At 62.3% G+C, this 25,321-nt stretch carries 33 protein-coding genes; 22 read left to right on the forward strand and 11 right to left on the reverse strand.

The annotated features are described in order from the left end of the window. Nucleotides 1–84 precede the first annotated feature (84 nt). Nucleotides 85–975 (forward strand): DMT family transporter, encoded by an 891-nt coding sequence (locus EN993_RS04915; RefSeq protein WP_109668739.1) that lies wholly within the window; start codon nucleotides 85–87, stop codon nucleotides 973–975. Between the two features lie 18 nt (nucleotides 976–993). Here the strand turns inward: EN993_RS04915 and EN993_RS04920 are convergent, their stop codons facing one another. The 3 genes from EN993_RS04920 to EN993_RS04930 all read right to left on the reverse strand — a co-directional run bounded on the left by EN993_RS04920 (nucleotide 994) and on the right by EN993_RS04930 (nucleotide 3,498). Next, on the reverse strand, nucleotides 994–2,034 hold the full coding sequence (locus tag EN993_RS04920; protein WP_127262547.1) for a zinc-dependent alcohol dehydrogenase family protein: 1,041 nt from the start codon (nucleotides 2,032–2,034) through the stop codon (nucleotides 994–996). 113 nt (nucleotides 2,035–2,147) lie between these two features. Beyond that, entirely contained in the window at nucleotides 2,148–2,798 is a 651-nt protein-coding gene (gene maiA / locus EN993_RS04925; RefSeq protein ID WP_109668743.1) for a maleylacetoacetate isomerase, read from the reverse strand. 4 nt (nucleotides 2,799–2,802) lie between these two features. After that, on the reverse strand, nucleotides 2,803–3,498 hold the full coding sequence (locus tag EN993_RS04930; RefSeq protein ID WP_109668746.1) for a fumarylacetoacetate hydrolase family protein: 696 nt from the start codon (nucleotides 3,496–3,498) through the stop codon (nucleotides 2,803–2,805). A gap of 174 nt (nucleotides 3,499–3,672) precedes the next feature. On the opposite strand from EN993_RS04930, the gene EN993_RS04935 reads away from it, so the two are divergent. Further along, entirely contained in the window at nucleotides 3,673–4,356 is a 684-nt protein-coding gene (locus tag EN993_RS04935) for a response regulator transcription factor (RefSeq protein ID WP_164548677.1), read from the forward strand. Between the two features lie 32 nt (nucleotides 4,357–4,388). On the opposite strand, the gene EN993_RS04940 is transcribed toward EN993_RS04935, so the two are convergent. Both EN993_RS04940 and EN993_RS04945 read right to left on the reverse strand, forming a co-directional pair. After that, on the reverse strand, nucleotides 4,389–5,729 hold the full coding sequence (locus EN993_RS04940) for a hybrid sensor histidine kinase/response regulator (RefSeq protein ID WP_127262548.1): 1,341 nt from the start codon (nucleotides 5,727–5,729) through the stop codon (nucleotides 4,389–4,391). A 14-nt stretch (nucleotides 5,730–5,743) separates the two neighbouring features. Next, nucleotides 5,744–6,979, reverse strand: a complete 1,236-nt coding sequence (locus EN993_RS04945; protein WP_127262549.1) for an FIST signal transduction protein — start codon at nucleotides 6,977–6,979, stop codon at nucleotides 5,744–5,746. Between the two features lie 197 nt (nucleotides 6,980–7,176). Between EN993_RS04945 and EN993_RS04950 the strand changes: the two genes are divergently transcribed. The 4 genes from EN993_RS04950 to EN993_RS04965 all read left to right on the forward strand — a co-directional run bounded on the left by EN993_RS04950 (nucleotide 7,177) and on the right by EN993_RS04965 (nucleotide 12,382). Further along, entirely contained in the window at nucleotides 7,177–7,677 is a 501-nt protein-coding gene (locus EN993_RS04950) for a (2Fe-2S)-binding protein (protein WP_127262550.1), read from the forward strand. A 116-nt stretch (nucleotides 7,678–7,793) separates the two neighbouring features. Beyond that, nucleotides 7,794–10,142 carry a xanthine dehydrogenase family protein molybdopterin-binding subunit gene (locus EN993_RS04955; RefSeq protein ID WP_127262551.1) on the forward strand — a complete coding sequence of 783 codons (2,349 nt, stop codon included), beginning with the start codon at nucleotides 7,794–7,796 and terminating at the stop codon, nucleotides 10,140–10,142. Nucleotides 10,143–10,154: 12 nt separating this feature from the next. Next, nucleotides 10,155–10,952 carry a xanthine dehydrogenase family protein subunit M gene (locus tag EN993_RS04960; RefSeq protein WP_127262552.1) on the forward strand — a complete coding sequence of 266 codons (798 nt, stop codon included), beginning with the start codon at nucleotides 10,155–10,157 and terminating at the stop codon, nucleotides 10,950–10,952. Between the two features lie 407 nt (nucleotides 10,953–11,359). Then, nucleotides 11,360–12,382, forward strand: a complete 1,023-nt coding sequence (locus EN993_RS04965) for an acyltransferase (protein WP_126068850.1) — start codon at nucleotides 11,360–11,362, stop codon at nucleotides 12,380–12,382. A 12-nt stretch (nucleotides 12,383–12,394) separates the two neighbouring features. On the opposite strand, the gene EN993_RS04970 is transcribed toward EN993_RS04965, so the two are convergent. The 3 genes from EN993_RS04970 to EN993_RS04980 all read right to left on the reverse strand — a co-directional run bounded on the left by EN993_RS04970 (nucleotide 12,395) and on the right by EN993_RS04980 (nucleotide 14,240). Beyond that, nucleotides 12,395–12,880, reverse strand: coding sequence for an SRPBCC family protein (locus EN993_RS04970; RefSeq protein WP_127262553.1), 486 nt, complete (start codon nucleotides 12,878–12,880; stop codon nucleotides 12,395–12,397). 107 nt (nucleotides 12,881–12,987) lie between these two features. Next, complete coding sequence (locus tag EN993_RS04975) at nucleotides 12,988–13,485, reverse strand: GNAT family N-acetyltransferase (protein ID WP_127262554.1); 498 nt, start codon at nucleotides 13,483–13,485, stop codon at nucleotides 12,988–12,990. After that, nucleotides 13,482–14,240 carry a copper homeostasis protein CutC gene (locus EN993_RS04980; protein ID WP_245468643.1) on the reverse strand — a complete coding sequence of 253 codons (759 nt, stop codon included), beginning with the start codon at nucleotides 14,238–14,240 and terminating at the stop codon, nucleotides 13,482–13,484. The genes EN993_RS04975 and EN993_RS04980 overlap by 4 nt, the downstream gene beginning before the upstream one ends. 243 nt (nucleotides 14,241–14,483) lie before the next feature. Here EN993_RS04980 and EN993_RS04985 point away from each other — a divergent pair, with 243 nt between their 5' ends. Further along, entirely contained in the window at nucleotides 14,484–14,939 is a 456-nt protein-coding gene (locus EN993_RS04985) for a carboxymuconolactone decarboxylase family protein (RefSeq protein WP_127262555.1), read from the forward strand. 18 nt (nucleotides 14,940–14,957) lie between these two features. Then, a complete protein-coding gene (locus EN993_RS04990) occupies nucleotides 14,958–15,311 on the forward strand; it encodes a hypothetical protein (RefSeq protein WP_245468645.1) in 354 nt (117 codons plus the stop codon). A 126-nt stretch (nucleotides 15,312–15,437) separates the two neighbouring features. Here EN993_RS04990 and EN993_RS04995 read toward each other — a convergent pair whose 3' ends face one another. Then, a complete protein-coding gene (locus tag EN993_RS04995) occupies nucleotides 15,438–15,869 on the reverse strand; it encodes a cupin domain-containing protein (RefSeq protein ID WP_126068855.1) in 432 nt (143 codons plus the stop codon). Between the two features lie 220 nt (nucleotides 15,870–16,089). Here EN993_RS04995 and EN993_RS05000 point away from each other — a divergent pair, with 220 nt between their 5' ends. Further along, entirely contained in the window at nucleotides 16,090–16,335 is a 246-nt protein-coding gene (locus EN993_RS05000; RefSeq protein ID WP_126068856.1) for a hypothetical protein, read from the forward strand. Between the two features lie 424 nt (nucleotides 16,336–16,759). Here the strand turns inward: EN993_RS05000 and EN993_RS05005 are convergent, their stop codons facing one another. After that, nucleotides 16,760–17,032: a hypothetical protein gene (locus tag EN993_RS05005; RefSeq protein WP_109668773.1), complete on the reverse strand. Its 273-nt coding sequence runs from the start codon at nucleotides 17,030–17,032 to the stop codon at nucleotides 16,760–16,762. 713 nt (nucleotides 17,033–17,745) lie between these two features. Here EN993_RS05005 and EN993_RS05010 point away from each other — a divergent pair. The 6 genes from EN993_RS05010 to EN993_RS05030 all read left to right on the forward strand — a co-directional run bounded on the left by EN993_RS05010 (nucleotide 17,746) and on the right by EN993_RS05030 (nucleotide 21,255). After that, a complete protein-coding gene (locus EN993_RS05010) occupies nucleotides 17,746–19,023 on the forward strand; it encodes a site-specific integrase (RefSeq protein ID WP_127262556.1) in 1,278 nt (425 codons plus the stop codon). Continuing rightward, on the forward strand, nucleotides 19,020–19,649 hold the full coding sequence (locus EN993_RS05015) for a hypothetical protein (protein ID WP_127262557.1): 630 nt from the start codon (nucleotides 19,020–19,022) through the stop codon (nucleotides 19,647–19,649). Before EN993_RS05010 ends, EN993_RS05015 begins: the two co-directional genes overlap by 4 nt. A gap of 36 nt (nucleotides 19,650–19,685) precedes the next feature. Beyond that, nucleotides 19,686–19,913: an AlpA family phage regulatory protein gene (locus EN993_RS05020; RefSeq protein WP_127262558.1), complete on the forward strand. Its 228-nt coding sequence runs from the start codon at nucleotides 19,686–19,688 to the stop codon at nucleotides 19,911–19,913. Further along, a complete protein-coding gene (locus tag EN993_RS36945; protein WP_164757540.1) occupies nucleotides 19,910–20,056 on the forward strand; it encodes a hypothetical protein in 147 nt (48 codons plus the stop codon). Before EN993_RS05020 ends, EN993_RS36945 begins: the two co-directional genes overlap by 4 nt. Beyond that, entirely contained in the window at nucleotides 20,053–20,238 is a 186-nt protein-coding gene (locus tag EN993_RS05025; RefSeq protein ID WP_127262559.1) for a hypothetical protein, read from the forward strand. The genes EN993_RS36945 and EN993_RS05025 overlap by 4 nt, the downstream gene beginning before the upstream one ends. A 429-nt stretch (nucleotides 20,239–20,667) precedes the next feature. Next, on the forward strand, nucleotides 20,668–21,255 hold the full coding sequence (locus EN993_RS05030; protein WP_127262560.1) for a DUF1376 domain-containing protein: 588 nt from the start codon (nucleotides 20,668–20,670) through the stop codon (nucleotides 21,253–21,255). A gap of 4 nt (nucleotides 21,256–21,259) precedes the next feature. Here the strand turns inward: EN993_RS05030 and EN993_RS05035 are convergent, their stop codons facing one another. After that, nucleotides 21,260–21,844: a DUF4145 domain-containing protein gene (locus EN993_RS05035; RefSeq protein WP_127262561.1), complete on the reverse strand. Its 585-nt coding sequence runs from the start codon at nucleotides 21,842–21,844 to the stop codon at nucleotides 21,260–21,262. Nucleotides 21,845–22,008: 164 nt separating this feature from the next. Here EN993_RS05035 and EN993_RS05040 point away from each other — a divergent pair, with 164 nt between their 5' ends. From EN993_RS05040 to EN993_RS05065, 7 genes are all read left to right on the forward strand, one after another. Then, a complete protein-coding gene (locus tag EN993_RS05040; protein ID WP_127262562.1) occupies nucleotides 22,009–22,356 on the forward strand; it encodes a hypothetical protein in 348 nt (115 codons plus the stop codon). Further along, on the forward strand, nucleotides 22,353–22,667 hold the full coding sequence (locus EN993_RS05045; protein WP_127262563.1) for a hypothetical protein: 315 nt from the start codon (nucleotides 22,353–22,355) through the stop codon (nucleotides 22,665–22,667). The genes EN993_RS05040 and EN993_RS05045 overlap by 4 nt, the downstream gene beginning before the upstream one ends. A gap of 27 nt (nucleotides 22,668–22,694) precedes the next feature. Further along, the gene (locus tag EN993_RS05050) at nucleotides 22,695–23,219 is read left to right on the forward strand and encodes a hypothetical protein (RefSeq protein WP_127262564.1); all 525 of its coding nucleotides are present in this window, start codon (nucleotides 22,695–22,697) and stop codon (nucleotides 23,217–23,219) included. 265 nt (nucleotides 23,220–23,484) lie between these two features. Then, on the forward strand, nucleotides 23,485–23,697 hold the full coding sequence (locus tag EN993_RS05055; RefSeq protein ID WP_127262565.1) for a hypothetical protein: 213 nt from the start codon (nucleotides 23,485–23,487) through the stop codon (nucleotides 23,695–23,697). Nucleotides 23,698–23,732: 35 nt separating this feature from the next. Next, the gene (locus tag EN993_RS05060; protein WP_164757541.1) at nucleotides 23,733–24,353 is read left to right on the forward strand and encodes an ATP-dependent Clp protease proteolytic subunit; all 621 of its coding nucleotides are present in this window, start codon (nucleotides 23,733–23,735) and stop codon (nucleotides 24,351–24,353) included. Between the two features lie 302 nt (nucleotides 24,354–24,655). Next, on the forward strand, nucleotides 24,656–24,802 hold the full coding sequence (locus EN993_RS36950; RefSeq protein ID WP_164757542.1) for a hypothetical protein: 147 nt from the start codon (nucleotides 24,656–24,658) through the stop codon (nucleotides 24,800–24,802). A gap of 2 nt (nucleotides 24,803–24,804) precedes the next feature. After that, a partial coding sequence (locus tag EN993_RS05065) for a hypothetical protein (protein ID WP_164757543.1) occupies nucleotides 24,805–25,321 on the forward strand: 517 nt, incomplete at its 3' end.

The raw sequence follows: 25,321 nt of genomic DNA on the forward strand, positions 1-25,321 counted from the left end.
TGACAGTTTTGCATAAGTGTACCGCATTGTCTCTGGCAAAGCCACGGGTTCGGCTCCATACAGAGCCGACAAACGGAGCATAAAATGGACAAGACCGCGGGCGGCTGGGTGAACGGATTCATCGGCGTGTTGATCTTCAGCGGCTCGCTGCCGGCTACGCGCGTGGCGGTGAAGGATTTCGATCCGACATTCCTGACATCGGCCCGAGCGGCGATTGCCGGCCTGCTTGGCCTGGCGCTGCTCGTCCTGTTCCGGCAGAAACGCCCGGGGCGCGGCGATCTGATGTCGCTGGTGATCGTGGCGCTGGGCGTGGTGGTGGGCTTTCCCTTGCTGACCGCTCTGGCGCTGAAGCACGTCACTACGGCCCATTCCATCATCTTCGTCGGCCTGCTGCCGCTGGCGACCGCGATCTTCGGCGTGCTGCGCGGCGGCGACCGGCCGAGGCCGGCATTCTGGTTGTTTTCGTGCGTGGGCAGCGCGCTGGTCGCGGGTTTTGCGCTGACGCAGGGCGTGACCGCCTCGCCGGTGGGCGATGGTCTGATGCTGGCTGCCATCATCGCCTGCGGTCTGGGCTATGCCGAGGGCGCCGCCCTGTCACGCAAGCTTGGCGGCTGGCAAGTGATCTGCTGGGCGCTGGTGCTGTCGCTGCCGATCATGCTGGTGCTGACGCTGATGACCATGCCGCCGTCGTTCGACGGCGTCGGCGTCAGTGCGTGGATCGGGCTTGCCTATGTCTCGCTGTTCAGCATGCTGATCGGCTTCGTGTTCTGGTATCGCGGGCTCGCGCAAGGCGGCATCGCCGCTGTCGGGCAGTTGCAGCTGCTGCAGCCCTTCTTCGGTCTGGCACTGGCGGCGACGCTGCTGCACGAGCAGGTCAGCCCGCTGATGGTCGTCGTCACGCTTGGCGTGGTGCTTTGCGTCGTAGGCGCCAAGCGATTCGCAAAGCAGGAATTGCCACGACGCGCGATCGCCTGATGACGGTGCCGCCCTCTGCTAAAACTTCGTCACCACCCCAATGCCGATGCCCTCGAAGCCGCCCATCGCCACCAAGGCCGCCGGCGCCTCATCGAGGCTGATCTTCTTGCCGACCAGCAATTCGGGCTTGAGCTTGCCGTTGCGGATCATGTCCATCATCGCCTCGTAGCGGTAGGCCTGCATGCCGTGGCTGCCGAGGATCTCGAGCTCGAAGGCGATCACCTTGTCCATCGGCACCTGCGGCCGGGCATGCTCGCCCAGCATCAGGCCGACCTGCACATGGCGGCCGCGCCGGCGCAGATTGGCAATCGAATTGAACGAGGTGGTGGGGTGGCCGAGCGCGTCCATCGACATATGCGCGCCGCCATTGGTGATCTGCTTGACCGCCTTGACCACATTCGGGGTCTTTGACGCATTGATGGTGGCGACGGCGCCGATCTTTTTGGCAAAATCCAGCTTCTCGTCGGTGAGGTCGATGGCGATGACATTGGCGCCCATGGAACTGGCGATCATGATCGCAGACAGGCCGACGCCGCCGCAGCCATGCACCGCGACCCATTCGCCCGGCTTCACCCGGCCCTGATCGACAATGGCGCGAAACGAGGTGACGAACCGGCAGCCGAGGCTGGCGGCGGTGGCGAATTCCATTTCGTCGGGCAAGCGCACGAGATTGGTGTCGGCGTGTTCTATGGCGACATATTCGGCAAACGAGCCCCAGCCGGTGAAGCCAGGCTGCGTCTGGTGCTCGCAGACCTGGTGATTGCCCGAATTGCACTCGAAGCAGCGGCCGCAGCCGACGGCGAACGGCACGGTGACGCGTTCGCCGGCCTTCCAGCGGGTGACCTGCTTGCCGGCAGCGACGACGATGCCGGCCAGTTCGTGGCCCGGCACGTGCGGCAGCGTGATGCTGTCGTCATGACCCATCCAGCCATGCCAGTCGCTGCGGCACAGGCCGGTCGCCTCGACCTTGATGACGACGCCATCGGCGGCCGGCTTCGGATCGGGAACGGTCTGGATCGTCGGCGCTTCGCCGAATTTTTCGAAGACGACGGCTTTCATCGGTTACTCCACCCTGCTGCAGCTGGGAAACGATAGCCGATTCCCTCTCCGGTCAAGCGGAAATCGATTCCGCCAGACCTCCGGCGCCGACGCCACGTGTGGGCCGATGAAGCCTATTCGGCATCGATCTGGTTCTGGGGTGCGGCTTTCTGGAAGGTCGGCAGCGCCATGCAGGCGGCGTTGATGCGCGCGATCGTCGGGTAGGGCGTTAGGTCGACGCCGAAGCGGGCATTGCTGGCAATCTGCGCGGCAAGGCAGATGTCAGCCAACCCCGGCGTGTCGCCATGGCAGAATTGTCCAGTCTCGTGCGAGGAAGCCAGGATCTTTTCAAGCGGCTGAAAACCCTCGTTCACCCAGTGGCGAAACCAGTTGACGACGTCCTCGTCGCCGGCGCCGAACAGGGTGCGCAGCGAGGTCAGCACGCGCAGATTGTTCACCGGGTGGATGTCGCAGGCGATCATCTGCGCCAGCATTCTCACGCGTGCTCGGCCGGCCGCATCCTTCGGCAGCAGCGGTGGTTCCGGGCTGGTCTCGTCGAGGAATTCGATGATCGCCAGCGACTGCGTCAGCAGCGTGCCGTCGCCGAGGATCAGCGCCGGCACCAGCCCTTGCGGATTGACCGCGAGATAGGCTGCTTCCAGATGCTCGCCATGGCGCAGATGATGCGGGACGTAATCGTAACTCAGCCCTTTCATCTCCAGCGCGATCCGCACCCGATAGGAGGTGGAGGAGCGATAGTAGTTGTGCAGGACGAGTTCGCTCATGCGCTCACTTCGGTTGGCCGATGGTTATCTCGATCGTGCCGATGCCGTCGACGCCACCGGTCATCGTGTCGCCGGCACGAACCGCGCCGACACCGGCCGGCGTGCCGGTGAAGATCAGGTCGCCGGGCTCCAGCTCCACCGCCTCGCTGCAGATCGACACGATATCCGATATTGGCCAGATCAGCTCGGCGAGGTCGGCGTCTTGCCTGACCTGGCCGTTGACGGCGAGCCAGATGCGGCCTTTCTGCGGATGGCTGGATTTCGCCGCCGGGATCAGCGGGCCGCAAGGCGCGGAGCGGTCGAAGGCCTTCGACCAGTCCCACGGCCGGGCGGCCTTCTTGGCCTCGTCCTGTAGATCGCGGCGGGTGAGGTCGATGCCGACGCCGTAGCCCCAGACGTGGTCCAGCGCTTTGTCGCGGGCAATGCGAAAACCAGGCTTGCCGATCGCGGCGACCAGTTCGATCTCGTGGTGCAGATTGGCCGTCAGCGGCGGGTAGGGAATCGCCGTGCCGGAATCGACCACCGCGTCGGCCGGCTTGGTGAAGAAGAAGGGCGGATCGCGCTCGTCATTGCCGAATTCGCGGGCATGCGCCGCGTAGTTGCGGCCGACGCAGAAGATGCGGCGCACCGCGAAACGCTGGGACGAGCCCGCAACGGCCACCGATGCGATCGCGGGCGAGGGAAGGACGAAGTCTGTCATGCGGGTCTCTGCTAGGTTGCCGGAACATTCGACCGATTTGGGCGCCCGGGCAAGGCGATTTGGTCGAGAAAGTGCCGGCGGCATTTTCCGCCGGAGATGGCGATATACTATTTGGCTATAATCTGGCCATGGTGGCGAGGTTATTCTAATCGCCCACGAACTGAAATGAACCCCATGACCGCAATCCACGATCGCGCCCGGTTCCTGATCATCGACGACCACCCGTTGTTTCGCGAGGCGCTGCACAGCGCGGTGCAGATGGCCTATCCGGAAGTCGATACGGTGGAGGCGCGCTCGATCACCGAGGCGCTCGATCTGCTGGCCGGCGCCAAGCCATTCGATCTTGCGCTGCTCGACCTCAGCATGCCCGACGTGCACGGTTTTGAAGGCTTGTTGCAGCTCAGGACCCGCTATCCGCGCCTGCCGGTGGTCATCGTTTCAGGCTATGAGGAGCCGAAGATCATTTCCGAGGCGCTGTCCTACGGTGCTGCCGGCTTCATTCCGAAATCGGCGCGCAAGAGCGACCTCGCCGCCGCCATACGCTCGGTGATGGAAGGCGCGATCTATGTGCCGGAAACCTATGAAGGCCGCACGCCGGACGCCGAAAGCGTCGACCGCGCCGACATGGTGCAGCGCCTGTCGACGCTGACGCCGCAGCAGCTGCGCGTGCTGCAGATGCTGCGCCAGGGCCTGCTCAACAAGCAGATCGCCTATGAGCTGCAGGTGGGGGAGACCACCGTGAAGGCGCATGTCTCGGAAATCCTGCGCAAGCTCAATGTCTATAGCCGCACGCAAGCGGTGATCGAGGTGTCGAAGCTGGACAATGCGGAGCTGTTTCGGGATCAGGCCGGGTTTTGAACTGACATTCCCGGTTGTGGGAGGGTGTCAAGTTAAGCCAGCAGATGCGCCAGCAGCGCCCTTAGCTGCGCCGGCTTCAGCGGCTTGCGCATCAGTTCGATGCCGCCGGCGCGCGCGGCCTTGGCGACCGCTTCCGAACTGTCGGCGGTGACGATCAGCGCCGGCACGGCGCGGCCGAGATAGTCGCGGACTTCCGCGATGGTGGCGGTGCCGAGATCGCCGCCGTCGAGATGCTGGTCGGCGATGACGATGTCGGGCACCCAGTCGGTGTCGCCAAGCATGTCGAGGGCATCGTCGGTCGAGGTCGCGGCGCGCACCAGGCATTGCCAGCGTCCGAGCAGGAAGGTCATGGCCTGCAGGACCTCGACATCGTTCTCGACCAGCAGCACCTTGGTGCCGAACAGGCCATAGCCGCGCGGCCGTTCCATATCGGCGATGCTGGCGATGGCGTCGGCCGGGGCGCCGATGCCGACGGGAACATCGATGTGGAAGATCGTGCCGCGTCCGACCTTCGATGAAAATGTCACGGGATGGCCGAGCGCGCTGGCCATGCGGCGCACGATGGCGAGCCCGAGCCCGAGACCGCCGCCGTCCAGTTCGGCATTGGCCGTCGAGGTGCCGCGATGGAATTCCTCGAACACCGCCTCGCGCTGGTCGTCGGGAATGCCGCAGCCGGTGTCGGCAACGTCGATGCGGATGGTGTCGCCTCGATGCCTGGTGCCGACCAGCACGCCGCCCGAGCGTGTATAGCCCAGCGCATTGGAGAGGATGTTCTGCAGGATGCGGCGCAGCAGCGTGCGGTCGGAGCGGACCACGGCATTGACCGGCCGGAATTTCAGCGACAGCCCCTTCAGTTCCGCCACCGGCAGGAAGTCCGAGCGCAGCGACGAGAACAGCGCCTCCAGGCTGACGTCGCCTATGTCGGGCTGCACCACGCCGGCGTCGAGCTTGGAGATGTCGAGCAGGGTGCGCAGCAGGTCCTCCATCGTCTCCAGCGAGCGCTCGACCTGTCGCACCAGCTTCCTGCCCTCGTCGCTGGTCTGCACTTCGGCCAGCGCCGAAATCGAGAGGTGGGCGGCGTTCAGCGGCTGCAGCACGTCGTGGCTGGCGGCGGCGAGGAAGCGGGTTTTCGACAGGTTCGCCAGTTCGGCGTTTTCCTTGGCGGCGCTGAGGTCGATGTTCGACTGCTCCAGCCGGCGCAGCGTCGAATGCAGTTCCTCGGTGCGTGTGCGCACCCGATTTTCCAGTGAAATCGCGGTCTGGAACAGCGAGAAGGCGTTGCCTTGCTGGTCCATCGAGCGCTCAACGCGGCTGACCAGTGCCGCGTTGATCTTCTTCAGCTTTTCAAGATCGTTTATGTCCCTCAGCGGCATCTTGTTGCGCCGTCCTATTCCGCCGCCTGGCGCTCGCCAAAGGCGATGCCGGTAAAAGTCTGGTTCAGATGCATCGACCGGTACTGTTCGCCATAGGTGCCGAAGCCGATGACATTGTTGACCCGGTAGAGTTCCGAAATGTCGCGAAACACCTGACGGTTGCGCGCATCCAGCCGCCGCAGCACGCAATCGAAGCCGAGGATCATGTCGATGCCGCCAAGCCTCTCCTCGACATCGCGCAGTGCCACGCGCGTCGCTTCGACCATGTCCTTGGGCTGGGCGATCGACAGCACGACGCCATCGTCTATGGCGCAGAAGAACGACAGCGAGCCATCTGGATGCATCTTCTGGATCGACCGGCAGTAATATTCGCCGCCCACCTTCACCACCACCGGATGCGAAGCAAAGCTCAACGGCGTCAGCGTCTGCGGGATGATGCCTACCGAGGCGGCATACTCCTCCGCCGCATTGGTGGCGTTGAACTCGCGAACGATGCGGTGATCGGGATCGGACGCCGTCACCACCAGCTTTTCGTCGGTGGGAACGAAATTGTCGGTCTTGAAGACATGGAAGGGAATTTCCGTGGCGATCAGCACGATGATGGCGCTGTCGGAGGTGACCTTGCCGTTCGAGATCAGGCGCGTCGTCTCGAACTTCAGGTCATCGCCGGCGGAGCCGCCAAGCAGCGGTATGTCGTCGAGGCCCCAGTGGATGGCTGAACTCACCGCTTCCTCGGCATAGGAGAGCCCGTCGATGAAGCAGAGCGCGAAGGTGCCTTTGGTGCGGTCGCAACCCAGGCGCATGCGCAGCGACCGCCGCAAGGCCTCGACCTCGCTGGTGATCCTGTCCATGCCCGACGACGACAAATTGTCGACCATCACGCTGACGGCGGTGAACGCGGCGGACGGCAGCAACATGGCAAGCACATGGCCGTCCTCGAGACCCTGCGGCGTGATCTCGCCGGCGGTCGAGCAGCCGGCGTGGTGGAGTGCCGGCGCGTGGGTCATGAGCGCCTGGGAGAGGGCGCTGGCCTCGACCAGGCTCTGGGAAAAGAACAGCAGGGCAAAGCCGGCGTCGATCGCGGCTGCCTCCAGCGCGATCGCCCTGGCGAACGCCTCCATGTCGGGCTCGTCCGTGGTGAGCGCCGACAGGCCGCATGCATAGCGCGTCCGTGAACTGGCCAGCGATATTCTCCGCACTTCCTCCGACGCATTTTTTTGCGCGTCGGGCGCGCGAGCGTCGACCAACATTGTTGTCCCCAATCGGTAGTTTGGCAATGGGGCGACCGGGATTGCACGTTTGGGATTGGCCATGACCGAAAGTACAATGTGCCGCGTTTGCGACGTGCTGTTTTTTGTTCGTTGTGCAGTGTACGAATAACGCATGACCGAAGCGCCAACACCGCATCGGCAGCGTGATGACCAAGGTTGATACCCAGGGAGGATTCATGTCGGACGTTTCGTTGATGGTGAACGGAAAACGGGTCAGCGGTGCTGCCGAGGACCGAACGCTTCTGGTTCACTTCTTGCGGGAAAATCTCGGCCTTACCGGAACGCATGTCGGCTGCGATACCTCGCAATGCGGCGCCTGCGTCGTCCATGTCGACGGCAAGGCGGTCAAATCCTGCTCGATGCTCGCGGTACAGGCCTCCGGCTCGACCGTGGTGACGATCGAGGGCCTGGCCAATGGCGCCGACCTGCATCCGGCGCAGGCCGCCTTCAAGGAACATCACGGGCTGCAGTGCGGTTTCTGCACGCCGGGCATGATCATGACGGCGACCGACATGATCAGTCGCCACCCCGAAGGCCTCGACGAGGCGACGGTGCGCGCCGAGCTCGAAGGCAACATTTGCCGCTGCACCGGCTACCACAACATCGTCAAGGCGATCCTCGCCGCATCGAAGACGATGTCCAAGGTGGCGAAGGGCAAGGCGAAACAGGCTGCGTGAGATGAAGTGAGTAGCGAATAGCCAGTATTCCACTGACTGAACGCGGCTCTCGATCTCCACCACTCGCTATTCGCTACTCACTATTCGCTATTTCAGCATTTCGGGAGGAATTTCTGATGGGCATTGAAGGTGTTGGCGCTCGGGTCGCGCGCAAGGAAGACAAACGATTCATCACCGGCGCCGGCCGTTATGTCGACGACATGGTGGTTCCCGGCATGAAGCATGCCGCCTTCGTGCGCAGTCCGCACGCGCATGCGCAGATCAAGAAGATCGACGTCAAGAAGGCGCAAGGCATGCCCGGCGTCATCGGCGTGCTGACCGGCAAGGAACTCAAGGCCGACGGCATCGGCAACCTCATCTGCGGCTGGATGATCCACTCCAAGGATGGCTCGCCGATGAAGATGGGGGCGTGGTCGCCACTGGCTTTCGACCGGGTCCGTTATGTCGGCGATGCCGTCGTGGTCGTGGTGGCCGAGACCAAGGGGCAGGCGCGTGACGCCGCCGAGGCGGTCGAGATCACCTACAAGGAGCTGAAGGCCGTCGTCGATGCCTCCAAGGCGATGGACAAGGGCGCGCCGCAGATCCACCCCGAGGCTGACAACAATCTGATCTTCGACTGGGACATCGGCAATGCCGACGATACGGCGGCCGCCTTCAAGAAGGCAGCCCATGTTGTCACGATGGACATCATCAACAACCGGCTGGTGCCCAACGCCATGGAGCCGCGCGCCGCACTTGGCCACTACGACAAGGCGGAGGATCACTACACCTGCTGGACGACCTCGCAGAACCCGCATGTGGCGCGGCTGGTGATGAGCGCCTTCTACAACGTCGCGCCGGAAAACAAGCTGCGCGTGATTGCGCCCGATGTCGGCGGCGGCTTCGGCTCGAAGATCTACATCTATCCCGAAGAGATCGTCTGCCTGTGGGCGTCGAAGAAAACCGGCGTGCCGGTCAAATGGGTGGCCGACCGCACCGAAAGCTTCCTCACCGACGCACATGGCCGCGACCATCACACCCATGCCGAAATGGCCTTCGACGAGGACCACAAGATTGTTGGCCTGAAGGTCGAGACCCAAGCCAATCTCGGCGCCTACATGTCGCTGTTCTCGTCGGCAACGCCGACCTACCTCTATGCGACGCTGCTGTCGGGCCAGTACAACATCCCCGCCATCCACGCCAATGTGAAGGCAATCTACACCAACACAGCACCCGTCGATGCCTATCGCGGGGCAGGGCGGCCGGAAGCGACCTTCGTCATGGAACGCATGATGGAGACCGCGGCCCGCCAGTTCGGCATCTCGCCGGCCGAGTTGCGGCGCAAGAACTTCGTCACCTCGTTCCCGCACCAGACGCCGGTCATCATGTGCTATGACGCTGGCGACTATGCGGCTTCGCTCGACGCGGCGATGAAGGCGTCGGACTATGCCGGCTTTGCCAAGCGCAAGGCCGCCGCCGCCAGGAAGGGCCTACTGCGCGGCATCGGCATGAGCTGCTACATCGAGGCCTGCGGCATCGCGCCATCTGCCGCGGTTGGTTCGCTAGGCGCCGGCGTCGGCCTTTGGGAAAGTGCCGAGGTGCGCGTCAATGCGGTCGGCACGATCGAGGTGCTGACCGGCTCGCACAGCCACGGCCAGGGCCACGAGACGACCTTCGCGCAACTGGTCAACGAGCGCTTCGGCGTGCCGCTTGATTCCGTCTCGATCGTCCATGGCGACACCGACAAGGTGCAGATGGGCATGGGCACCTATGGCTCGCGCTCGGGTGCGGTCGGCATGTCGGCGATCGTCAAGGCGCTCGACAAGGTCGAGGCCAAGGCCAAGAAGATCGCAGCACACCTGCTCGAGGCCGACGAAGGCGACATCATCATCGAGAACGGCACCCTGAAGGTCGCCGGCACCGACAAGAACGTGCCGTGGTTCCAGATGGCGCTCGCCGCCTACACCGCCCACAATCTGCCGGGAGGCATGGAGCCGGGATTGAAGGAGACGGCGTTCTACGATCCGTCGAATTTCACCTTCCCGGCCGGCTGCTACATCTGCGAGGTCGAGGTCGATCCGGAAACCGGCATGACCGAGATCATCCAGTTCGTCGCCGCCGACGATTTCGGCAACATCATCAACCCGATGATCGTCGAGGGTCAGGTGCATGGCGGGCTGGCGCAAGGCATCGGCCAGGCGCTGCTCGAGGGCGCCCACTATGACAACAGCGGCCAACTGCTGACCGCGAGCTACATGGACTACACCATGCCGCGCGCCAGTGACCTGCCTTCGTTCAAGGTCTCGACCTCGAACACGCCGTGCCCGGGTAATCCACTCGGCATCAAGGGCTGTGGCGAGGCCGGCGCCATCGGTTCGCCACCGGCGGTGATCAACGCCATCACCGACGCCATCGGCAGCAACGATCTTGCCATGCCGGCTTCGCCGTCCACAGTGTGGGCAGCGATCCGCGCGGCGAAACACTGAGGAGGAACGAGCATGTATTCGGTCAATTATCACCGCGCCGCCTCGGTCACTGATGCCGCCAAGCTGATCAAGACGGGTGACGCCAAGCTGCTTTCGGGCGGCATGACGCTGATCCCGGCGATGAAGACGCGGCTCGCCGCACCTTCCGACCTTGTCGACCTGTCGCGGATCAAGGAGCTGCAGGGCGTCAAGGTGTCGGGCAAGACCGTCACCATCGGCGCTGCCACCACGCATCACGCCGTTGCCAATGACGAGAAGCTGAAGAAGGCCTGTCCGGCGCTTGCCCATCTCGCATCGCTGATCGGCGATCCGGCGGTGCGCCACAAGGGGACGATCGGCGGCTCGATCGCCAACAACGATCCAGCGGCCGATTATCCGGCGGCGCTGCTGGCGTTGGGCGCCACCATCGTCACCAACAAGCGCCAGATCGCGGCCGACAAGTTCTTCAAGGGCCTGTTCGAGACGTCGTTGAAGGACGGTGAGATCGTCACCGCCGTCACCTTCACCGCGCCGGCCAAGGCGGCTTACGAAAAATTCCGCAACCCGGCATCGCGCTATGCCATCGTTGGCGTGTTCGTGGCCAAAGGCAAGGATGGCGTCAGCGTCGCCGTCACCGGCGCCGGCGACGACGGCGTCTTCCGCTCGAAGGAGATCGAGGCCGCATTGGCCAAGAATTTCGCGGCCTCGGCACTCGACGGCGTGAAAGTGCCGGCGAAGAATCTGATGACCGACATCCATGCCTCGGCCGACTATCGCGCCAATCTGATCGCGGTGATGGCCAAGCGGGCGGTGGCTGCCGCCAACGCCTGAGAAACTGTTTGGAAACTCTACTCTGGCGGCCATCTGATGGCGTTTTCTGCGCTTCCGGTGCTCACGGACCCAAATGTCCGCTGCGCTCCGGTTCTCGAAACCACCACCATATGACTCGCCAGAGCGAATTTCGAAACAGTTTCTGACACGATGAGTTGCAGACAAGGAAAGGGGCCCTCGGAGCCCTTTTTCGTGTGTGGTGGTCCTGTTGCTGATGGAATCGCCGCCGTGCAGCAATTCTCTGCTTGAAGCAATTCCGGCCGATACTTCGCCCGGAACTGTTCCGGCCGCGATCTCGCACTTGCACAAAGTGATATTGCACTGCAATATGAACTGGGGCGGGAATGCGAGCCGGGTTCGGCGTGTACCGCCGTGCCCTTTCGCATGCCTAATGCGAAAGGATCGGCATGACCGACATCTCCGCGACGCATGCCGTTCCATCCCGGTCCGCCGTCGACAGACCAGCCAGAACAAGACTGGCCTATCTCGACGGCTGGCGCGGCCTGTCGATCGCCCTGGTGCTGATCGGCCATTTCTTTCCCGTTCCCGGGATCAATCTCGGCGTGCTGGGCGTCGAATTCTTCTTCGTGCTCAGCGGCCGGCTGATGGGCGAGATCCTGTTCATCGAACGCTACCCGCTGAAGAAATTCTTCAAGCGCCGCTTTTCCCGCATCTATCCGGCGCTTCTGGTCTTCGTGGTCGTCGCGATGGTTGCGCTCTCCGGCACATTCATCGCCTTCAAATGGAAGGCGGCGCTGACGGCGCTGACATTCACCTACAATTATGCCGGCATTCTCGTGACGCGGGCAGGGGCGCTCGACCATATATGGTCGCTCTGCATCGAGGAGCACGCCTATATCATCCTGGCGCTGATCAGCGTCATCGTCTCAAGCCGCTCTCGCGTCGTCGTGCTGCTCCTGGCGCTGGCCTTTCTGGCCATGGCCAACGGCGCGGTTTCGTACTGGGTCTTCGGGATGGACTACGAAACCACCTATTGGCGCACCGACGTGCACATCGCGTCGATCCTGCTGTCGGCTTCGATCTGCCTGCTCAAGGCCGATGGCAGGCTGCCGGCGGTCTTGAGAGGCAAGCATGTGGCCCTGGCGGCATCGATCTGCGCCGTTCTGCTGTTCCTCGATCCGGTGCCGACGCCGATCCACTATCTCTTCGCAGTGCCGCTGCTGGCTCTGGCCGTCAATGTGCTCGATTTCAGCCCGCGCTATTTTTCCGGACTGCTGTCCTCCTGGCCGATGGCAACGCTGGGACTGTGGTCGTACTCGCTCTATCTGTGGCAGCAGCCGTTCTACAAATTCGTCTATGAGCAAGGCAGCGCGCCGATCCCGATGCTGGCCGGCGTCTTTGCCTGCGCGCTCTGCAGCTACTACCTGATCGAACGACCGGCACGCGAATGGCTTAACCGCAACTGGTGAATGCCGCCGGCCTCATCGAGGCGCTGCCTTTCGTGCCTCGAGATATCGGCGGAGACCGGCTTCGCCGCGCGGTGTTGTCCAGCGATGGTTCCAGGCGAAGGCCGGCCGCAGCAGCGGGGCGAGGAATTTGAGGATCGGCCTCAGCACCGTGACCTGCCAGGTCAATTGCACATGGGTGCCGGTGCCCGATGGCGACAATTCCGCCCGCCACAGCCCGTCGAAATCGCCGTGGGTTTTCACCACCACCAGGCGGCCGGGTATGAGCTCCGCCGCTTCGATGATGAAATTCAGCTCATAGGGCAGGGCGCCGCGAGCCCTGGCTCTTGCGCGCGAACCGATGGTCGCCTTGCCCTTGCTGTCGAGCGGCACCACTTCCTTGTAGACGTCGCCCCACCAGAGCGGCAGCAACTCGGCATCCGAGAGCACCTCCCACACTTCCTGCGGCGTGCCCTCGGGGATGTGCCAGCTTTCGTCGAAGCGGAAGACATTGCTCGGCACTGCATTTCCTCCGGTTGGTGGAAACACCTACATTAGCTTCAGCTTCTTTGTGTGGCCAGCGCAGCGGATCAGGAGCTTCAGCTTCTTTGTGTGGCCAGCGCAGCGGATCAGGCGGTGATCTGCCTGACGTAATAGCGCACCGCTTTCTTGCCGCCGTGGATCACCGCGTCACCGGCCTCAGTGAAGCCGAGTGCGGCGTGGAAGGCATCCGAGGCGGGATTGGGCGGGTCGGTGTTGACCTCGCAGGTGACCAGCGTGTGACCGGCGCGCGCGACATGGCCGAACAGATCCTGGTAGAGCCGGCGGGCATGGCCGCGGCCACGCGCGCTAGCCGCAACGACGACACGGTCGACATAGACGAAGCGCTCGTAGCGCTCGCGGAACCACAAGAAATTCGGGCTGTCGTAACGGGCGTCCTGGTCGAAGGTCATGATGAAGGCTTCGAGATCACCGATGCGGCGTGCATAGAACGCTTCGCCGAGCAGGAAAGACAGCCGCTCTGGCTCCAGCCACGACAGTTCGGCGGCGTGCTCATTGTTGAGCGTCAGGATCGCCGCTTCGTCTTCGGCCAGTACACGGCTGATCGGGGCAGGGGCTGCGCTCATGCCTTGGCTGCCTTGATGGTGGCCGCCACGAGGTCGGTGTCAGTCAGCGTGTTGCGATACTCGCGGTCGAGGTCGGAGCCACCCATGCCGACATGGGGATTTCGGTAGTTCATAGCGCTTGGCACATCCTTGAGGGCTGCGAAATGCATTTCGGACAGGCCGGTTTTGCTGCGCACGTCGGCGATGTTGTGCAAGTCCAGCCCACCGCAGCCGAGGATGACGATGCGGTCGCCGGCCTGCCGCACCAGATCCGCCAGGAGTGAAGCGCCTTCTACTGCCGTGTCACGCTGGCCGCTGGTCAGCACGCGGCCGACCTTGCTGCGGATCAACGCTTCCAACGCCTCGGCCGGGTCGCGCGTCATGTCGAAGGCGCGATGGCAGGTGACGTGCAAGGGGCCGGCGGCCTGCGTCAGTTCGCTCATGCGCGCTTCGTCAATAGTGCCGTCGGCGTTCAGGCAGCCGAACACCACGCCGGGCACGCCGAGCTCGCGTAGTGCCGAGACATCGGCCAGCATCGAGGCGTACTCGGTTTCGCTGTAGAGAAAATCGCCGCCGCGCGGCCGCACCATGACATGAAACGGCACGCTTGCCTGGTCGAGGGCGGCGCGCACCGTGCCAAGGCTCGGCGTGATGCCGCCTTCAACGAGGCTGGCACACAATTCGACGCGATCGGCGCCGGCAGCTTCTGCTGCCAGCAGGCCGTCAATGCCTTCGACACAGATTTCGATCAGCGGCAGGCGATTCTCTCTGGTCAAGGGGCGATCCAATCCATGATGTCGCCGACAGCCCTAGCATCGGGCCGGTTGGCGCGAAAGCACGAACAGCGCGCCGCCATTTGGGCCAGGCGGCATTTCCCCGCTTGACACTCTCATAACCATGGAGTTATGGATTAATCAATAGCCAAATGGTTATGGGTTTGTCGTCGGCAACATGGCGGCGCGGCCGGCATCCGGGCCGGTAAGACATGCCCTGACGAAACACTTCAAAGGAGAAAGACCATGCAAGCAAGGATCAAAAATCCGGTGGTACTCATTCCCGGATCCGTGCAGGCGCTGCTGGCGCTGGACAAGTCGACCGAGGCGGTCGACGTACCCTATGTCACACGCAAGCTCATCCATCTGCGCGCCAGCCAGATCAACAACTGCGCTGTATGCGTCGACATGCATGCGCGCGAACTGAAGAAGGCCGGCGAAAAGGACGAACGCATCTTTGCGCTAGCGGCATGGCGGGAGACGCCTTACTTCACCGATGCGGAACGCGCGGCGCTGGCGCTGGCTGAGGCCGGCACACGGCTCGCCGACCGGCCGGACGCGGTGCCGGACGATGTCTGGGACGAGGCCGCCCGGCACTATGATGAAAAGGCGCTAGCTGCCCTCGTCATCCAGATCGCGCTCATCAACGCCTTCAACCGGCTGAACGCCACGACACGGCAGATGGTCGGCGCCTGGGGTTAAGTGCTTGGCCAAGTGGTCGTGCGCGACGGTGCGGTGACACGTGGCGCGATACCAGGCAGCCGAAATGATGACGCTAACGGCTGTCTTAGTTTGTTCATCGCGCTGACCTACAAAGTGGCATCAACGATGGAGTGTGCCATGCCAATCGATACGTCAGATCTCAACCAACTCCAGGGCGCCTACAAGGCTGCGGTGGAGGAATGGATAGCGGCGATCAAGCTGGAAGAGGAACTCGCGTCTGTCAATCGTTCAATAGCCGAGATCGACAAATGGGAAGCGGCGCACTTCAAGGAAGATGAGGTGCGCGGCAAGGTTCTGGAATTGAAGAAAGAGTACGAAGATGCGTTGCGCAAGGAGCAATTCGGCTTCTGAAATTGTCGACTGAGCAAGGCACACCAGGGATATTTGCGCCACCATGTTCAGACGGGTGGTCAGAAGCCTTACCAACATTCCTGGGCACATTTGTCGACATGTCGAACGTATCCTGGGCGGCCAAAGCTACTGGCGCAGTTCCGTGTTCTTGGCGCCTTCCTCGACCTGATCGATCACCAGCAGCTTCACCGGACCATCGCCGATATTGGTGGCCTGATGCCACTGGCCGATCATTTCAACGATGAAATCGCCAGTCTTGTAAGTGTTGCTGTTGCCGCTCTCGACATTGGTGACCTTCAGCGTGCCGGCCTGGACATAGGCGTAGCGCGGGAAGGGGTGTCTGTGAACAGGCAAGGTCGCGCCCGGCGCGATGTCGTAGGTCGACGCCAGCACCTGCACGTTCTTCTGCGGCAGCGTGATCGGCTGGCCGGACGCCGTCGTCGTGCGTGATGCCAGTGGCGTCACCACGACAGGCGTGCCGCTGCTGTCCAGCGCCCAAGCCGGGTTTACGGAAAAGGCCGCTGTGAGCAGTAGCACCGACACCAGAATTTTTCGCATGATTCGCTCCAACCGTGGTGTCAGCATCGCGCGGTAGTCATCTGCTAGCAAGGTAGCGTTGAGCGCGCGGTTCAATGGACCTCGTGCGGTGCGGCAGAGTTGGGCTAGCGGCCAAGAGCGAGTCGGCGATGAATGCGGCTGCTGGCGGCGGCCTAGCCAGGTCAGCCTCGCAACAGCCAATGCTAATATAAGGTTCGAGTCGTTACCACAGGAGGTTTCAATGGTTTCCGCAATCGCAAATCAGCATCGGCAAGTACCGGAAAAACAAACGGCAGTGGGAAAGCCGGAAACGAGCGATGGATTTTCACGAGGCCGCAGCGCAGACGCCGTGGGACATCTCGCCAAAATTATGGTTGCCGCAACCGGCGACGTGGATGCTGGTGCGCAAGGTCGCGCGGCATCCAAGATCGCCAGGATGGACATCACAGTTTTGACGCCACCACCTGAAGAACCATCAGTGGAGTAAGATAAGCCGTTTCGGGCGCTTCGGGCCGCGCTCGTCATCAGCGGCATGCGACCCGATCATGAGCTATGCGACGGCTCTCAGCGGCGGCTCCGCCAACGTCCCCAGGCCTGCGCATCCCGAGCAGGCGATCGTCTTTCCGGGGCAACCGGTCCGATGCGTCCCTTGCGGGCAGCAATGCCCGTTTGACGCCGACCATTTGGAGCAGTCGAAGACCCTGCCGCTGCCATGACAGCGCAGGCATTCCATATCTGAAGTCATCGCCAATTCTTGCCCAACCAAAACGCACTACCCCCACGCCGCAAGTAGCAGGAATCATTGCGCTTTCAAGCACAGCGCCCTGACTTAAATTGGGTGGATTGATGATGCGGGGAGAGACGGCCGGCGTCGACTGGGGGGCCGGTTGAGCGGCCTAAGCCTTGGAAGATCAATCCACGCCTGCAACGGCGGGCTGTTGCCCGGCCGTCATTAAGGTCATCGTGATGAGCTTCCTCGCCTCGATCCGCTTAAGGCAATGATCGGGAATATCTGGCCACGTCGCCTTGGCGCATTCTTTCTCCGTGACCGCGACGGATGTCTCCGGCTGCACGTTCGCGGCCTGCGTAGCGGTGGATGACGCGAAGAGAACCGTCTGAGTCAGCAGAGCCGATAAGGCGGCGACCTGGAACAGCACAGCAGCAAGGGCGATCTTTTTGAGCATGCCAGAGAACGCTCTTCAACGGTCCCGGTTCCTCCAGCTTTCAGTTTTCGGCGCCCTAGCGGGAACAAGAGACGCGGATTCCGGTTAAATGGATTATGCCAAACAAGATCAAGGAACCGCCACCGAAGGCCGAACCGAAGAAGGCAGATCCCCGGCGTCGCGACAAAGAAGCACCGCCAGAGCTTGAACACGTCGATCCGCCACCGCGAGACGTGCGAGAGGCACCGGTACCCAATCCAAATGGCGACAAGAAATCCTAACGAGATCGCCGAAGCCGAAGGCCAGGCTACATGCCTGCTACGCGACAACGCCGTAGCCCCGGTGTCGTGATGTCATAGACGAGTGCGCTGGATCAGCGGAAACGATTCACCCGCGAAAGGCGGCGGGTCCGGCCTTTTGAGGCAACCTAAGGACTTCCGATTCCGTAGGCATGCGGTAAATCAGCCCTTTTGGGTGATCGACTGAAGGTCTCATAGCTTTGAAAAATTTGGCTCCCCGGGCCGGATTCGAACCAGCGACCAACCGGTTAACAGAGGTTTCCTATAGCACTCCCACGCATCAGCCTGCGACACACCGAAACTCTCAACCCCTTGCACCGCAAGGCATCTGCTTGTTACACCATGCCGCACCTTGTCGCAATACGTAGTGACAAAGCGCGCCGGTTTGTGTAGATCATTGTGTAGATCACGCGAACCGGTTTCTCGGGGGACGCTATGCCGACCGTCGAACTGACGGACAAATTCATCCAGGCCGCCAAGTGTCTCTCCGGCCGGAAGACCGACTATTTTGATACCATAGTGAAGGGTCTGGTGCTCCGCGCTTCATCGGGCGGGCAAAAGACATGGTATGCGGTGTATGGCCCGCCGGCGAAGCGGCAATGGCTCAAGCTCGGCACCTATCCGGAAATACCGCTCGGCACCGAAAAGGGAGCCCGCCAGCGCGCGAAGGACACGCGCGCGAGGGTTGGCGACGGCGGCGACCCCGTCGCCGACAAGAAGGCGCTCGCGGCTTCGCAGACTGTCGCCGACCTGGTTGAGAACTATGTCGCCCGTCGAGCTTCCACGAAGCGCTCGGCCGACGAGATAGCGCGCCGGCTCCGCAAGAACGTCAAGGACGTGATCGGCGACGTCAAGCTGGCGGAGCTGCATCGGCGCGATCTCACCAAGTGCATCGACGCCGTCAAGGACCGCGGCGCCCATGTTGAAGCAAATCGAGTTTTCGAGGACCTCCGCGCCATGGTGCGCTGGGCGAGGGGCCGCGGGGATCTCGATGAAAACCTCGCTGAAGGGATGTCGAAACCAACCGAGACGGCCGAACGCGATCGCGTCCTCCCCGCCGACGAGATCAAGACGATGTGGGCGGCGTTGCCGGAAGCAGATATGCGCGAAAGCACCCGGAGGATCATCCGGCTATGCCTGATCACTGCGCAGCGGGTTGGCGAGGTTGCCGGGATGATGGTCGATGAACTCGAGCTCGATACCGCCGTCTGGACCATCCCGCCTGAGCGCTCCAAAAACAAACGCGAGCATGTCGTCCCCCTGTCGGCGATGGCCGTCGCGACTATCCGCGAGCAACTGGCCGACGTGAAGGCGCTGGCTGAACGCAAGGGCCGGGAGGTACCGGTATTCGTGTTCCCTGGGCCCGGCGCGCGAGCTCCTGTCACCGGCTCATCGATCCCGAAGGCTATCAAGCGCGAGGAGGTCACCAAGCGCGGCCTCACCACGATCATGGGAATCGCGCCTTGGACACCTCATGACCTTCGCCGATCGGCCGCGACTGGCATGGAGGAGCTCGGGATTTCGCCCTTCATCGTCGGCCACGTCCTGAACCACGTCAGCGCTACCAGGGCCAGCATCACCTCGAAGGTCTACGCTCGCTATTCATACGATAAGGAGAAGCGGCACGCACTGGACCTGTGGGCCGATCGGCTGACCGGCCTCGTGGCCGGCGGCACCAGCGTCGTGTCGATCGGCGCGAGGAGCGCGGCGTGACCTCCGAAAAGCCGTTCAAATACACTTTCGATCAGCTCGCCGCGATAGCTGATACACTTGACGTCGACGAGGATCACCATGACTGCAGATACGTCGAACGCGTAGTGGGCGAGTGGAAGGCCTACACTGAAGACGATGTGCGAGCCGAACTCGCTCGCAATGCAAAGATCGCGGACTTGGCGGAGCAGCTGCTTGACGAGCTCGAGCCCGAGAATGATTTTGATATCGACGAGCACTTCTCCGAAGGCAAGCCAGCCACCTTGGTCGGTCATCTGGTCTCACTGCTAAATTTCGTGGAACAGGTCTCAGACCTTCATCCACCACGGAAAGGAAGACGTCCTCAGATCCCATCTGCGCTGTCGGCGCGCCTCATTGAGTTTTGGGAGAATTCCGGGCGGCGTGTCAGTCGTTCATCGAAGGTTGACGATGAAACCGACGAGCAGACCCCAAGCGGTCCCTTGGTGAGATTCTTGCTGGCCTCGTGCTCACCAATCTTGGCGCCTCCACCGACCGCAGACGCAGCGGCCTCGGCGATCCGAACTTATCAAAAAGCCAGTGGTGAGCATGGTGAAATGGCCACCGAAGAGCAGGTCATTTCCGCCATTGTGACAGACCGCACTCACTGAGCTTAATTGAGTGTCGCCAAATCAAGGAGCGACACCATGAACGCAACTCACCAACAGGACGAACTGGTCGACGAGGCAGCGGCATGCCGCTTGATCGGTGGCAGCAGCACTCCGATCCATCGCTCGACCCTCTGGCGCGGCATTAACGCCGGCCGCTACCCGAAGCCGCTGAAGATCAGCGCGAGCACCAACCGCTGGCGTGCCAGTGAGCTCGCCGCCGTGATTGAAAAGGCGGCCGCGGCGCGCAACGAGGTGGCGGCATGACGATCGCCGCCGGCGCCGTCCTCTTCCTGGCTGCAGCGCTCCTCCGGACCCGCTACGGCCGGCTAACGCTCGCCCTGTCGCTCTTGCGCGCCGGCAACGTGCTCATCGAGGCTGCTGAGCGGGCCATGGGGCCGCAGCGATGACAGGCGCCGCAGAACCGGAGATCCCGGTCAAGCTTGCCGAGGCGGCAAAGTGGCTCGCCGAGACACCGCGCGCCGGTCGCGGCAGCGCCGTGCCTGAAATGCAGCAGCGGTTCGGGCTCTCTGTGGCTGAGGCCTGCGAGGTCTGTCGCCTGAACAATTTACGCCTTGCGAGGGCAACGTGACGAAGCGCGACTGGTCCCGCGACGCCGATCGCCAGCGCATCACCCGCCAGGGCGCTGAAAGCGCCGGCCGGCCTCGTGGTGGCGCCCGAAAGGAAGCTAATGCGGCGGAGATGGTTTCACGCGTGCTGCGATGTCGCTGCGGCCATAGAGGCCGCATCGAGTTGCCGGCCGAGTTGTTGGCGGGAAAACGCTTCAAATGCTCGCAATGCGGCCGACGGGTTAGCTGATCGTGAGCGCGGGCACTGTGAGTTTTGCCAGCAATGAACGTGTCGCGAGATGCGCGGCCTGGCTCGTCAGGACACCGGCATCGCAGCGCCCGCCGGCGAGCGTCTATATCAACGTTTTGAGAGACTATTTTGGGTTGTCCTCGGCGGAGTTAATCCTCGCTGAGAAGGAAGCCGATCGGCTGCGCCGGGAAGAGCAGTCGAGATGACGTCTGGCCCGGCGCCGTGGTTTCGCACCTTCCCTTCGGAAGTTCTCGCCTCAACGCGAGGATTGAAGCCGTCGGATGTCGGGATCCTGCACCTTCTGGAGTGCATCCTACACGAGCGCGGCGAGCCTATTCCGGAAGACCACGACATGCTCGCCAGGCGATGCGGAGCGACCAAGTCGACCTTCGCGAACGCCCTCGAAACGCTTGTCTCGATGAAGAAAATTACCCGACGCGATGGCTGTCTCTGGAGTGATGACGTCCAGGCCGAACATGAGTTTCGCGCGGAGAGATCATCGAGTGCGAAAACTGCGGCGAATAAACGATGGGGAAAAACCGAAGGAAAACAACGACGCTCCGATGCGAAAGCAATGCCATACCAGAGTCAGAGTCAGAAGGCAGGCTTTCAGCCTGCCGTTCTGTCGCGCTCGACATTGACTGTTGAAGGGGACACTCGACCTACGGTCGTGTCCCCTACCACACCACGATCAGACGATGGCTTCAATCACGAGCCGTGGAATCAAGGCGACGACGGCCCCGACGAATACGACGGTCCTGAAGAGGGAGACGATTATGTTCCACTCTAACGCCTCAGAAGTCGCCATCGCCCGACGGATCGCGAGGCGGTGGATTGTCCAAAGTGTCGATCAGACGATCGGCGAGAACTCGGTAGCGTCTCGCGTCATCGGCTGTAATGGCGGCATGAGGATCGTGCGCCGCGGCATTCCCGATCGCAAACAAGTCGTCCAGGAGTTTCGACGTGCTTTCGTCGATGACCATGTGCTTGCGAAGCATGCGCATCGTGCCGCGCGCCCCGCCGAAAGTCCTGTAACCCGCGCGTGTTCCTGCTCTGCCGACCGCCTCTTCTGCCTCCCGACGGATTTCCATCAACGCGGTTCTCGGCGAGATCGCCACCAATTGCTCAAATCTCGACAGCTCTTCAGGTGTTGCAGGTGCAGGCTCCTGTGGTGGCGCCGGCAACCTCTCGACCACGATCTCAGCGTCCTCGAGTCTCCGGTGAAACGAGATTTCGGTGTCCTTGTGCTTCAAATGCAGCCGCGGCAAGAGCGGTCTAATCTCGCCTCGAAACAACCAGACCGCAGTGACCACCGCCGCCGGCCAGGCGAGCGATGTGATCGAGCCGATCACCGAAGCGAAAAAATCGAGGTAGTTCATCGTCGTCCCCCAAGCCCCACCCTACATCGCGCCTCCTTGCGAGCAGGGTCAAGAGGCGGCCCCGCAGGGGGGAGGGTCAAGACCTACAGCCAAGAGGGTTTCTACCGCTTGGTGTCCCACGTTCGGATTTTTTTTCCGCACCACCGAAAAACAGGACTCTCCCGATGGAAATGAGCAAACGAAAGGCCAGGCCGAAGGCCAGGAAACCGCAGAAACCCGCGGCTTTGACGACGCCACCCAGTTGGATGACGGCGGCGGGAAAACGCCTGTACGGCGAGCTGATCGCTATCCAAATCGAGTATTCAGGCAAGATTTCCCGCGCGAAAGCTGACGAAATCGCGGACTTCGTCGACGTGCGAACGCGCGCCGACACGTTGCGTCGTCTGTTCCGGGTAGAGGCTCGAAAAAAGGACAACGTCTCCCAGGTCATGGCTATCGGCCGTGAGATATCGTCGACCACAGCAACGGCACGGAAGCTCGCCCACGGCATCCAGTTCGAGGTCGACGAATGACCGCCCGCCGCCGTGTCACTCCGACCCCGCTCGATCCCGCTGAAATCCCCGCGGCCGCCGGCGCCTGGTTCTCGCCACCGGTGATGATGGCGAGCGCTGCGCACTCGAAGGCCTACCGCGAGCGGCAGCGTTCCCGCGCACTCGCCTGCAAGGTCGAGGTTCCATTGCGTCTGCGCGAGTGGCTAATCGAGACAGGCCGGCTCGCCGAGGCATCGGGTGACGATCCGGCGAAGGTAGCGGCGGCGATCGAGCGGCTTGTCAGCGAAATTTTCCGTCACGCGGTGACGAACCGGCGTCCGAAAGAGAGGTAAAGCAGGCCTCGAAATGAGGACTTAAGGATGCTGAAGTTGGTGAAGCCGATGAGCGACGTGACCCCGATCGAGCGGTTTCGCGACCGGTTGGCGCTTCCCGCGAAAAGCAACCTGCTGCGGCTGGCGGAACAGAACTATGTGCGCCTGCGTGCGGACCGCCAGGCGGTCACCGATCGAATTGCCGCCATGGCAATCAAGGCCAGAGAGCCGCATGCGACTGTCGATCAGCGCCAGATGGCTACTCTTCAGGCCGAACTAGATGCGTTTTCCAAGCCGCTGGCGGCAGCGCGCTCCGAGCAGGACCGGCGCCGGCGAGAGCATTCGCAAAGGGTGCGCGAGCAGCAGGGCGGCACGATCGCGGAATTTGTCGCCGCGATCAACCAGCGCTTGGATGAGCTCGAGGAACTCGTAGGCGTCGGTTCATCCGCGAATGTCGAGGCCCTGGCCGACGGAATCGAACTGCACGGCGCAATTGGGCGCACGCCGGCGATGCACGACGCGATTTATCACCTTCGCCGGATCCTACGCGGTCCGGGCGGAGGTGTTTCATGAAATCCCCCACGCGCGGATCATTGCGGGCGACCAATGGGCGCGTCCAACAGCAGATCGACGGTCTCCGGCGCGCGTCGGGTGTTTGTGCTTCCGGCCAAGATCGTCAACGCCCCGAGTGCGAGTCGGTAAAATTTGATGACCCGGCGAACGGCTCGACTACCGCGCACCCATTAGCTCCTATCCTGGTGGGTGCGCGGCATGCCGAGTCCATCGTCACCGCAAAATTGGCGCAGATCCGGTTCGAACTTCTTATGGGAAAGCCAAGATGACGTTGCCGGCGCTTGAGGATCGGCCGCGTCGCGAGGCCGCGCTCGAAATCATGCGGAAAGTCGGCGCCGCTCCGGCTCTCGCGCCGACCATCGCCGGCATCTCTGAGGCGGCGCGCAACGCCGTCGCGGCCGGTTATCGTGACGTCAGTGTCCAGATCGAGTCGTTGCCGGATGGCAGTGCAAAGCTCAGCTTCCGGGCGGTGCGATGACCAAGAACCGTCCGAGGCTTGCCGCGGCGCGGCGCATGATGGCCAAGCTCGTTGCGGCCGCTCCGGTCGCGATCAGGCGCGGCGACGAGCTGCGGCTTGACCTCGAGGGGCCAATCGGCGACCGGGATCCGAAAACAGGCAAGGGAATCTTTGCCGCCCCGATCGAAGCCGCGCTCAAGGCTCATTCCGACGCACAATTTGTCGAGATTACCATCGACAGCGCCGGCGGCGCCCTCGATGAAGCGATGAAAATCTATCGCGCGCTGCGCGCAGCGCGCGGGTTCGTGACAACGACTGCCGGCTCCCAATGCTCGTCGGCGGCGTCGTTGATCCTGATGGGTGGCGATCTCCGGATGGCTTATGCCAAGTCCCAGATCTTGCTGCACGGCGTCGAGATCAAGGGTCCGCCTGAGTCTGAACGGCAACGCTGGACCGCCGAGAAATACACGAAATTGGCGCAGTACATCGAGCGGTCCGACAAGGAGATCGTCGATATCTATGCGAAGCGCGGCTTCTTCGGCCGCGAGTGGTTCGAGCGCGAGCTGAAGAACGAAAACCCGCTTCGAATCGAAACGGCACAGGCCTGCGGCATCATCCACTGCTTGGCAGGCGAGGAGAGCCGCCACGCCCGGACATTTGGGCCTGGCATCCGATGATCTCGATATCCGCCAGCCAGCTGCTCGCCGCCGCCCGCGCGCGTATGACGCCGGCCGATGTCCGTCCCGAACCATGCACCGGCACTTCCGACCGCAACACGTCAACAAGATGAGGGCAGCAGCATGACGTTCCCCATGCCTACGTTTTCGCCAACCGTCTCCACCACTCCACCGCCGCCGGCTTCCAAACAGGCGATGCTTCCAGCCGGAACATTCATCAACAGCAACGGCCCGCGTCAGTCCATGACGCCTGGCGGTTTCATCAATGAGACTTAGACCCGCTCCAAGGAGGGACCACGCATATGATGCTCATCAATCCGTTTGTATTTTCAACGCCACCAACGCCGCCGCCAGCGCTTAAGCAAGCCCAGGTGACGCCCTCGGTCTATGTCAACAGCTCCGGCCCTCGGCAATCGATGTTGCCCGGCATTTTCATCAACGAGGCCTGATCATGACCATACGCTATGTGCGCTCCGCAGCCGCTGGTTCCGCCAACGGCACAAGCTGGGCCAACGCCTATACGACGATCACGTCGGCATTTGCTGCCGGCGCTGCCGGTGACACCTATTATGTGTCGGAAGATCATGCGGAATCAACGGCGTCAAATGTTGCGCCAAACTCAAAGGGAACATTGGCAAATCCGACGTTTGCTATTTGCGTTGATCACACCGGTTCAGTCCCGCCTGTAGTGGCCGACCTTCGCACGACGGCGCAAGTCAACACGACCGGCTTTTCAAACGCGATCTTCTTCAACGGATCAACCGTCTATTATGGGATCATCTTTACGTCGGGCAGCGCTTCAATCACTTTGGCGAGTAGTTCTGCCATTACACAAAAATTCATCAACTGTTCGCTTCGAATTGCAGGCGGCAATTCCAGTGACGCCCTTCAAACGAGCGCTGGCGTTGGTCAGCGGATTGAATTGATCAATACAACAGTCTCGTTTTCTAGCGGCTTTCATACAATAC

The organism is Mesorhizobium sp. M7D.F.Ca.US.004.01.2.1 (genome assembly GCF_003997785.1).
Lineage (GTDB): Bacteria > Pseudomonadota > Alphaproteobacteria > Rhizobiales > Rhizobiaceae > Mesorhizobium > Mesorhizobium loti.

What these genes read in the sequence shown, in the direction of transcription:
- EN993_RS04930 (WP_109668746.1), bottom strand. Translation starts at nt 3,498, where the DNA reads ATGACAGACTTCGTCCTTCCCTCGCCCGCGATCGCATCGGTGGCCGTT.
- EN993_RS05030 (WP_127262560.1), top strand. Translation starts at nt 20,668, where the DNA reads ATGACGTCTGGCCCGGCGCCGTGGTTTCGCACCTTCCCTTCGGAAGTT.
- EN993_RS04985 (WP_127262555.1), top strand. Translation starts at nt 14,484, where the DNA reads ATGCAAGCAAGGATCAAAAATCCGGTGGTACTCATTCCCGGATCCGTG.
- EN993_RS05050 (WP_127262564.1), top strand. Translation starts at nt 22,695, where the DNA reads ATGCTGAAGTTGGTGAAGCCGATGAGCGACGTGACCCCGATCGAGCGG.
- EN993_RS05040 (WP_127262562.1), top strand. Translation starts at nt 22,009, where the DNA reads ATGGAAATGAGCAAACGAAAGGCCAGGCCGAAGGCCAGGAAACCGCAG.
- EN993_RS05020 (WP_127262558.1), top strand. Translation starts at nt 19,686, where the DNA reads ATGAACGCAACTCACCAACAGGACGAACTGGTCGACGAGGCAGCGGCA.
- EN993_RS05045 (WP_127262563.1), top strand. Translation starts at nt 22,353, where the DNA reads ATGACCGCCCGCCGCCGTGTCACTCCGACCCCGCTCGATCCCGCTGAA.
- EN993_RS05005 (WP_109668773.1), bottom strand. Translation starts at nt 17,032, where the DNA reads ATGCTCAAAAAGATCGCCCTTGCTGCTGTGCTGTTCCAGGTCGCCGCC.
- EN993_RS04995 (WP_126068855.1), bottom strand. Translation starts at nt 15,869, where the DNA reads ATGCGAAAAATTCTGGTGTCGGTGCTACTGCTCACAGCGGCCTTTTCC.
- EN993_RS05025 (WP_127262559.1), top strand. Translation starts at nt 20,053, where the DNA reads ATGACAGGCGCCGCAGAACCGGAGATCCCGGTCAAGCTTGCCGAGGCG.
- EN993_RS04920 (WP_127262547.1), bottom strand. Translation starts at nt 2,034, where the DNA reads ATGAAAGCCGTCGTCTTCGAAAAATTCGGCGAAGCGCCGACGATCCAG.
- EN993_RS04945 (WP_127262549.1), bottom strand. Translation starts at nt 6,979, where the DNA reads ATGTTGGTCGACGCTCGCGCGCCCGACGCGCAAAAAAATGCGTCGGAG.
- EN993_RS04960 (WP_127262552.1), top strand. Translation starts at nt 10,155, where the DNA reads ATGTATTCGGTCAATTATCACCGCGCCGCCTCGGTCACTGATGCCGCC.
- EN993_RS04935 (WP_164548677.1), top strand. Translation starts at nt 3,673, where the DNA reads ATGACCGCAATCCACGATCGCGCCCGGTTCCTGATCATCGACGACCAC.
- EN993_RS04950 (WP_127262550.1), top strand. Translation starts at nt 7,177, where the DNA reads ATGTCGGACGTTTCGTTGATGGTGAACGGAAAACGGGTCAGCGGTGCT.
- EN993_RS04915 (WP_109668739.1), top strand. Translation starts at nt 85, where the DNA reads ATGGACAAGACCGCGGGCGGCTGGGTGAACGGATTCATCGGCGTGTTG.
- EN993_RS04955 (WP_127262551.1), top strand. Translation starts at nt 7,794, where the DNA reads ATGGGCATTGAAGGTGTTGGCGCTCGGGTCGCGCGCAAGGAAGACAAA.
- EN993_RS05035 (WP_127262561.1), bottom strand. Translation starts at nt 21,844, where the DNA reads ATGAACTACCTCGATTTTTTCGCTTCGGTGATCGGCTCGATCACATCG.
- EN993_RS04965 (WP_126068850.1), top strand. Translation starts at nt 11,360, where the DNA reads ATGACCGACATCTCCGCGACGCATGCCGTTCCATCCCGGTCCGCCGTC.
- EN993_RS36945 (WP_164757540.1), top strand. Translation starts at nt 19,910, where the DNA reads ATGACGATCGCCGCCGGCGCCGTCCTCTTCCTGGCTGCAGCGCTCCTC.
- EN993_RS04940 (WP_127262548.1), bottom strand. Translation starts at nt 5,729, where the DNA reads ATGCCGCTGAGGGACATAAACGATCTTGAAAAGCTGAAGAAGATCAAC.
- EN993_RS05055 (WP_127262565.1), top strand. Translation starts at nt 23,485, where the DNA reads ATGACGTTGCCGGCGCTTGAGGATCGGCCGCGTCGCGAGGCCGCGCTC.
- EN993_RS05000 (WP_126068856.1), top strand. Translation starts at nt 16,090, where the DNA reads ATGGTTTCCGCAATCGCAAATCAGCATCGGCAAGTACCGGAAAAACAA.
- maiA (WP_109668743.1), bottom strand. Translation starts at nt 2,798, where the DNA reads ATGAGCGAACTCGTCCTGCACAACTACTATCGCTCCTCCACCTCCTAT.
- EN993_RS05060 (WP_164757541.1), top strand. Translation starts at nt 23,733, where the DNA reads ATGATGGCCAAGCTCGTTGCGGCCGCTCCGGTCGCGATCAGGCGCGGC.
- EN993_RS05010 (WP_127262556.1), top strand. Translation starts at nt 17,746, where the DNA reads ATGCCGACCGTCGAACTGACGGACAAATTCATCCAGGCCGCCAAGTGT.
- EN993_RS04975 (WP_127262554.1), bottom strand. Translation starts at nt 13,485, where the DNA reads ATGAGCGCAGCCCCTGCCCCGATCAGCCGTGTACTGGCCGAAGACGAA.
- EN993_RS36950 (WP_164757542.1), top strand. Translation starts at nt 24,656, where the DNA reads ATGATGCTCATCAATCCGTTTGTATTTTCAACGCCACCAACGCCGCCG.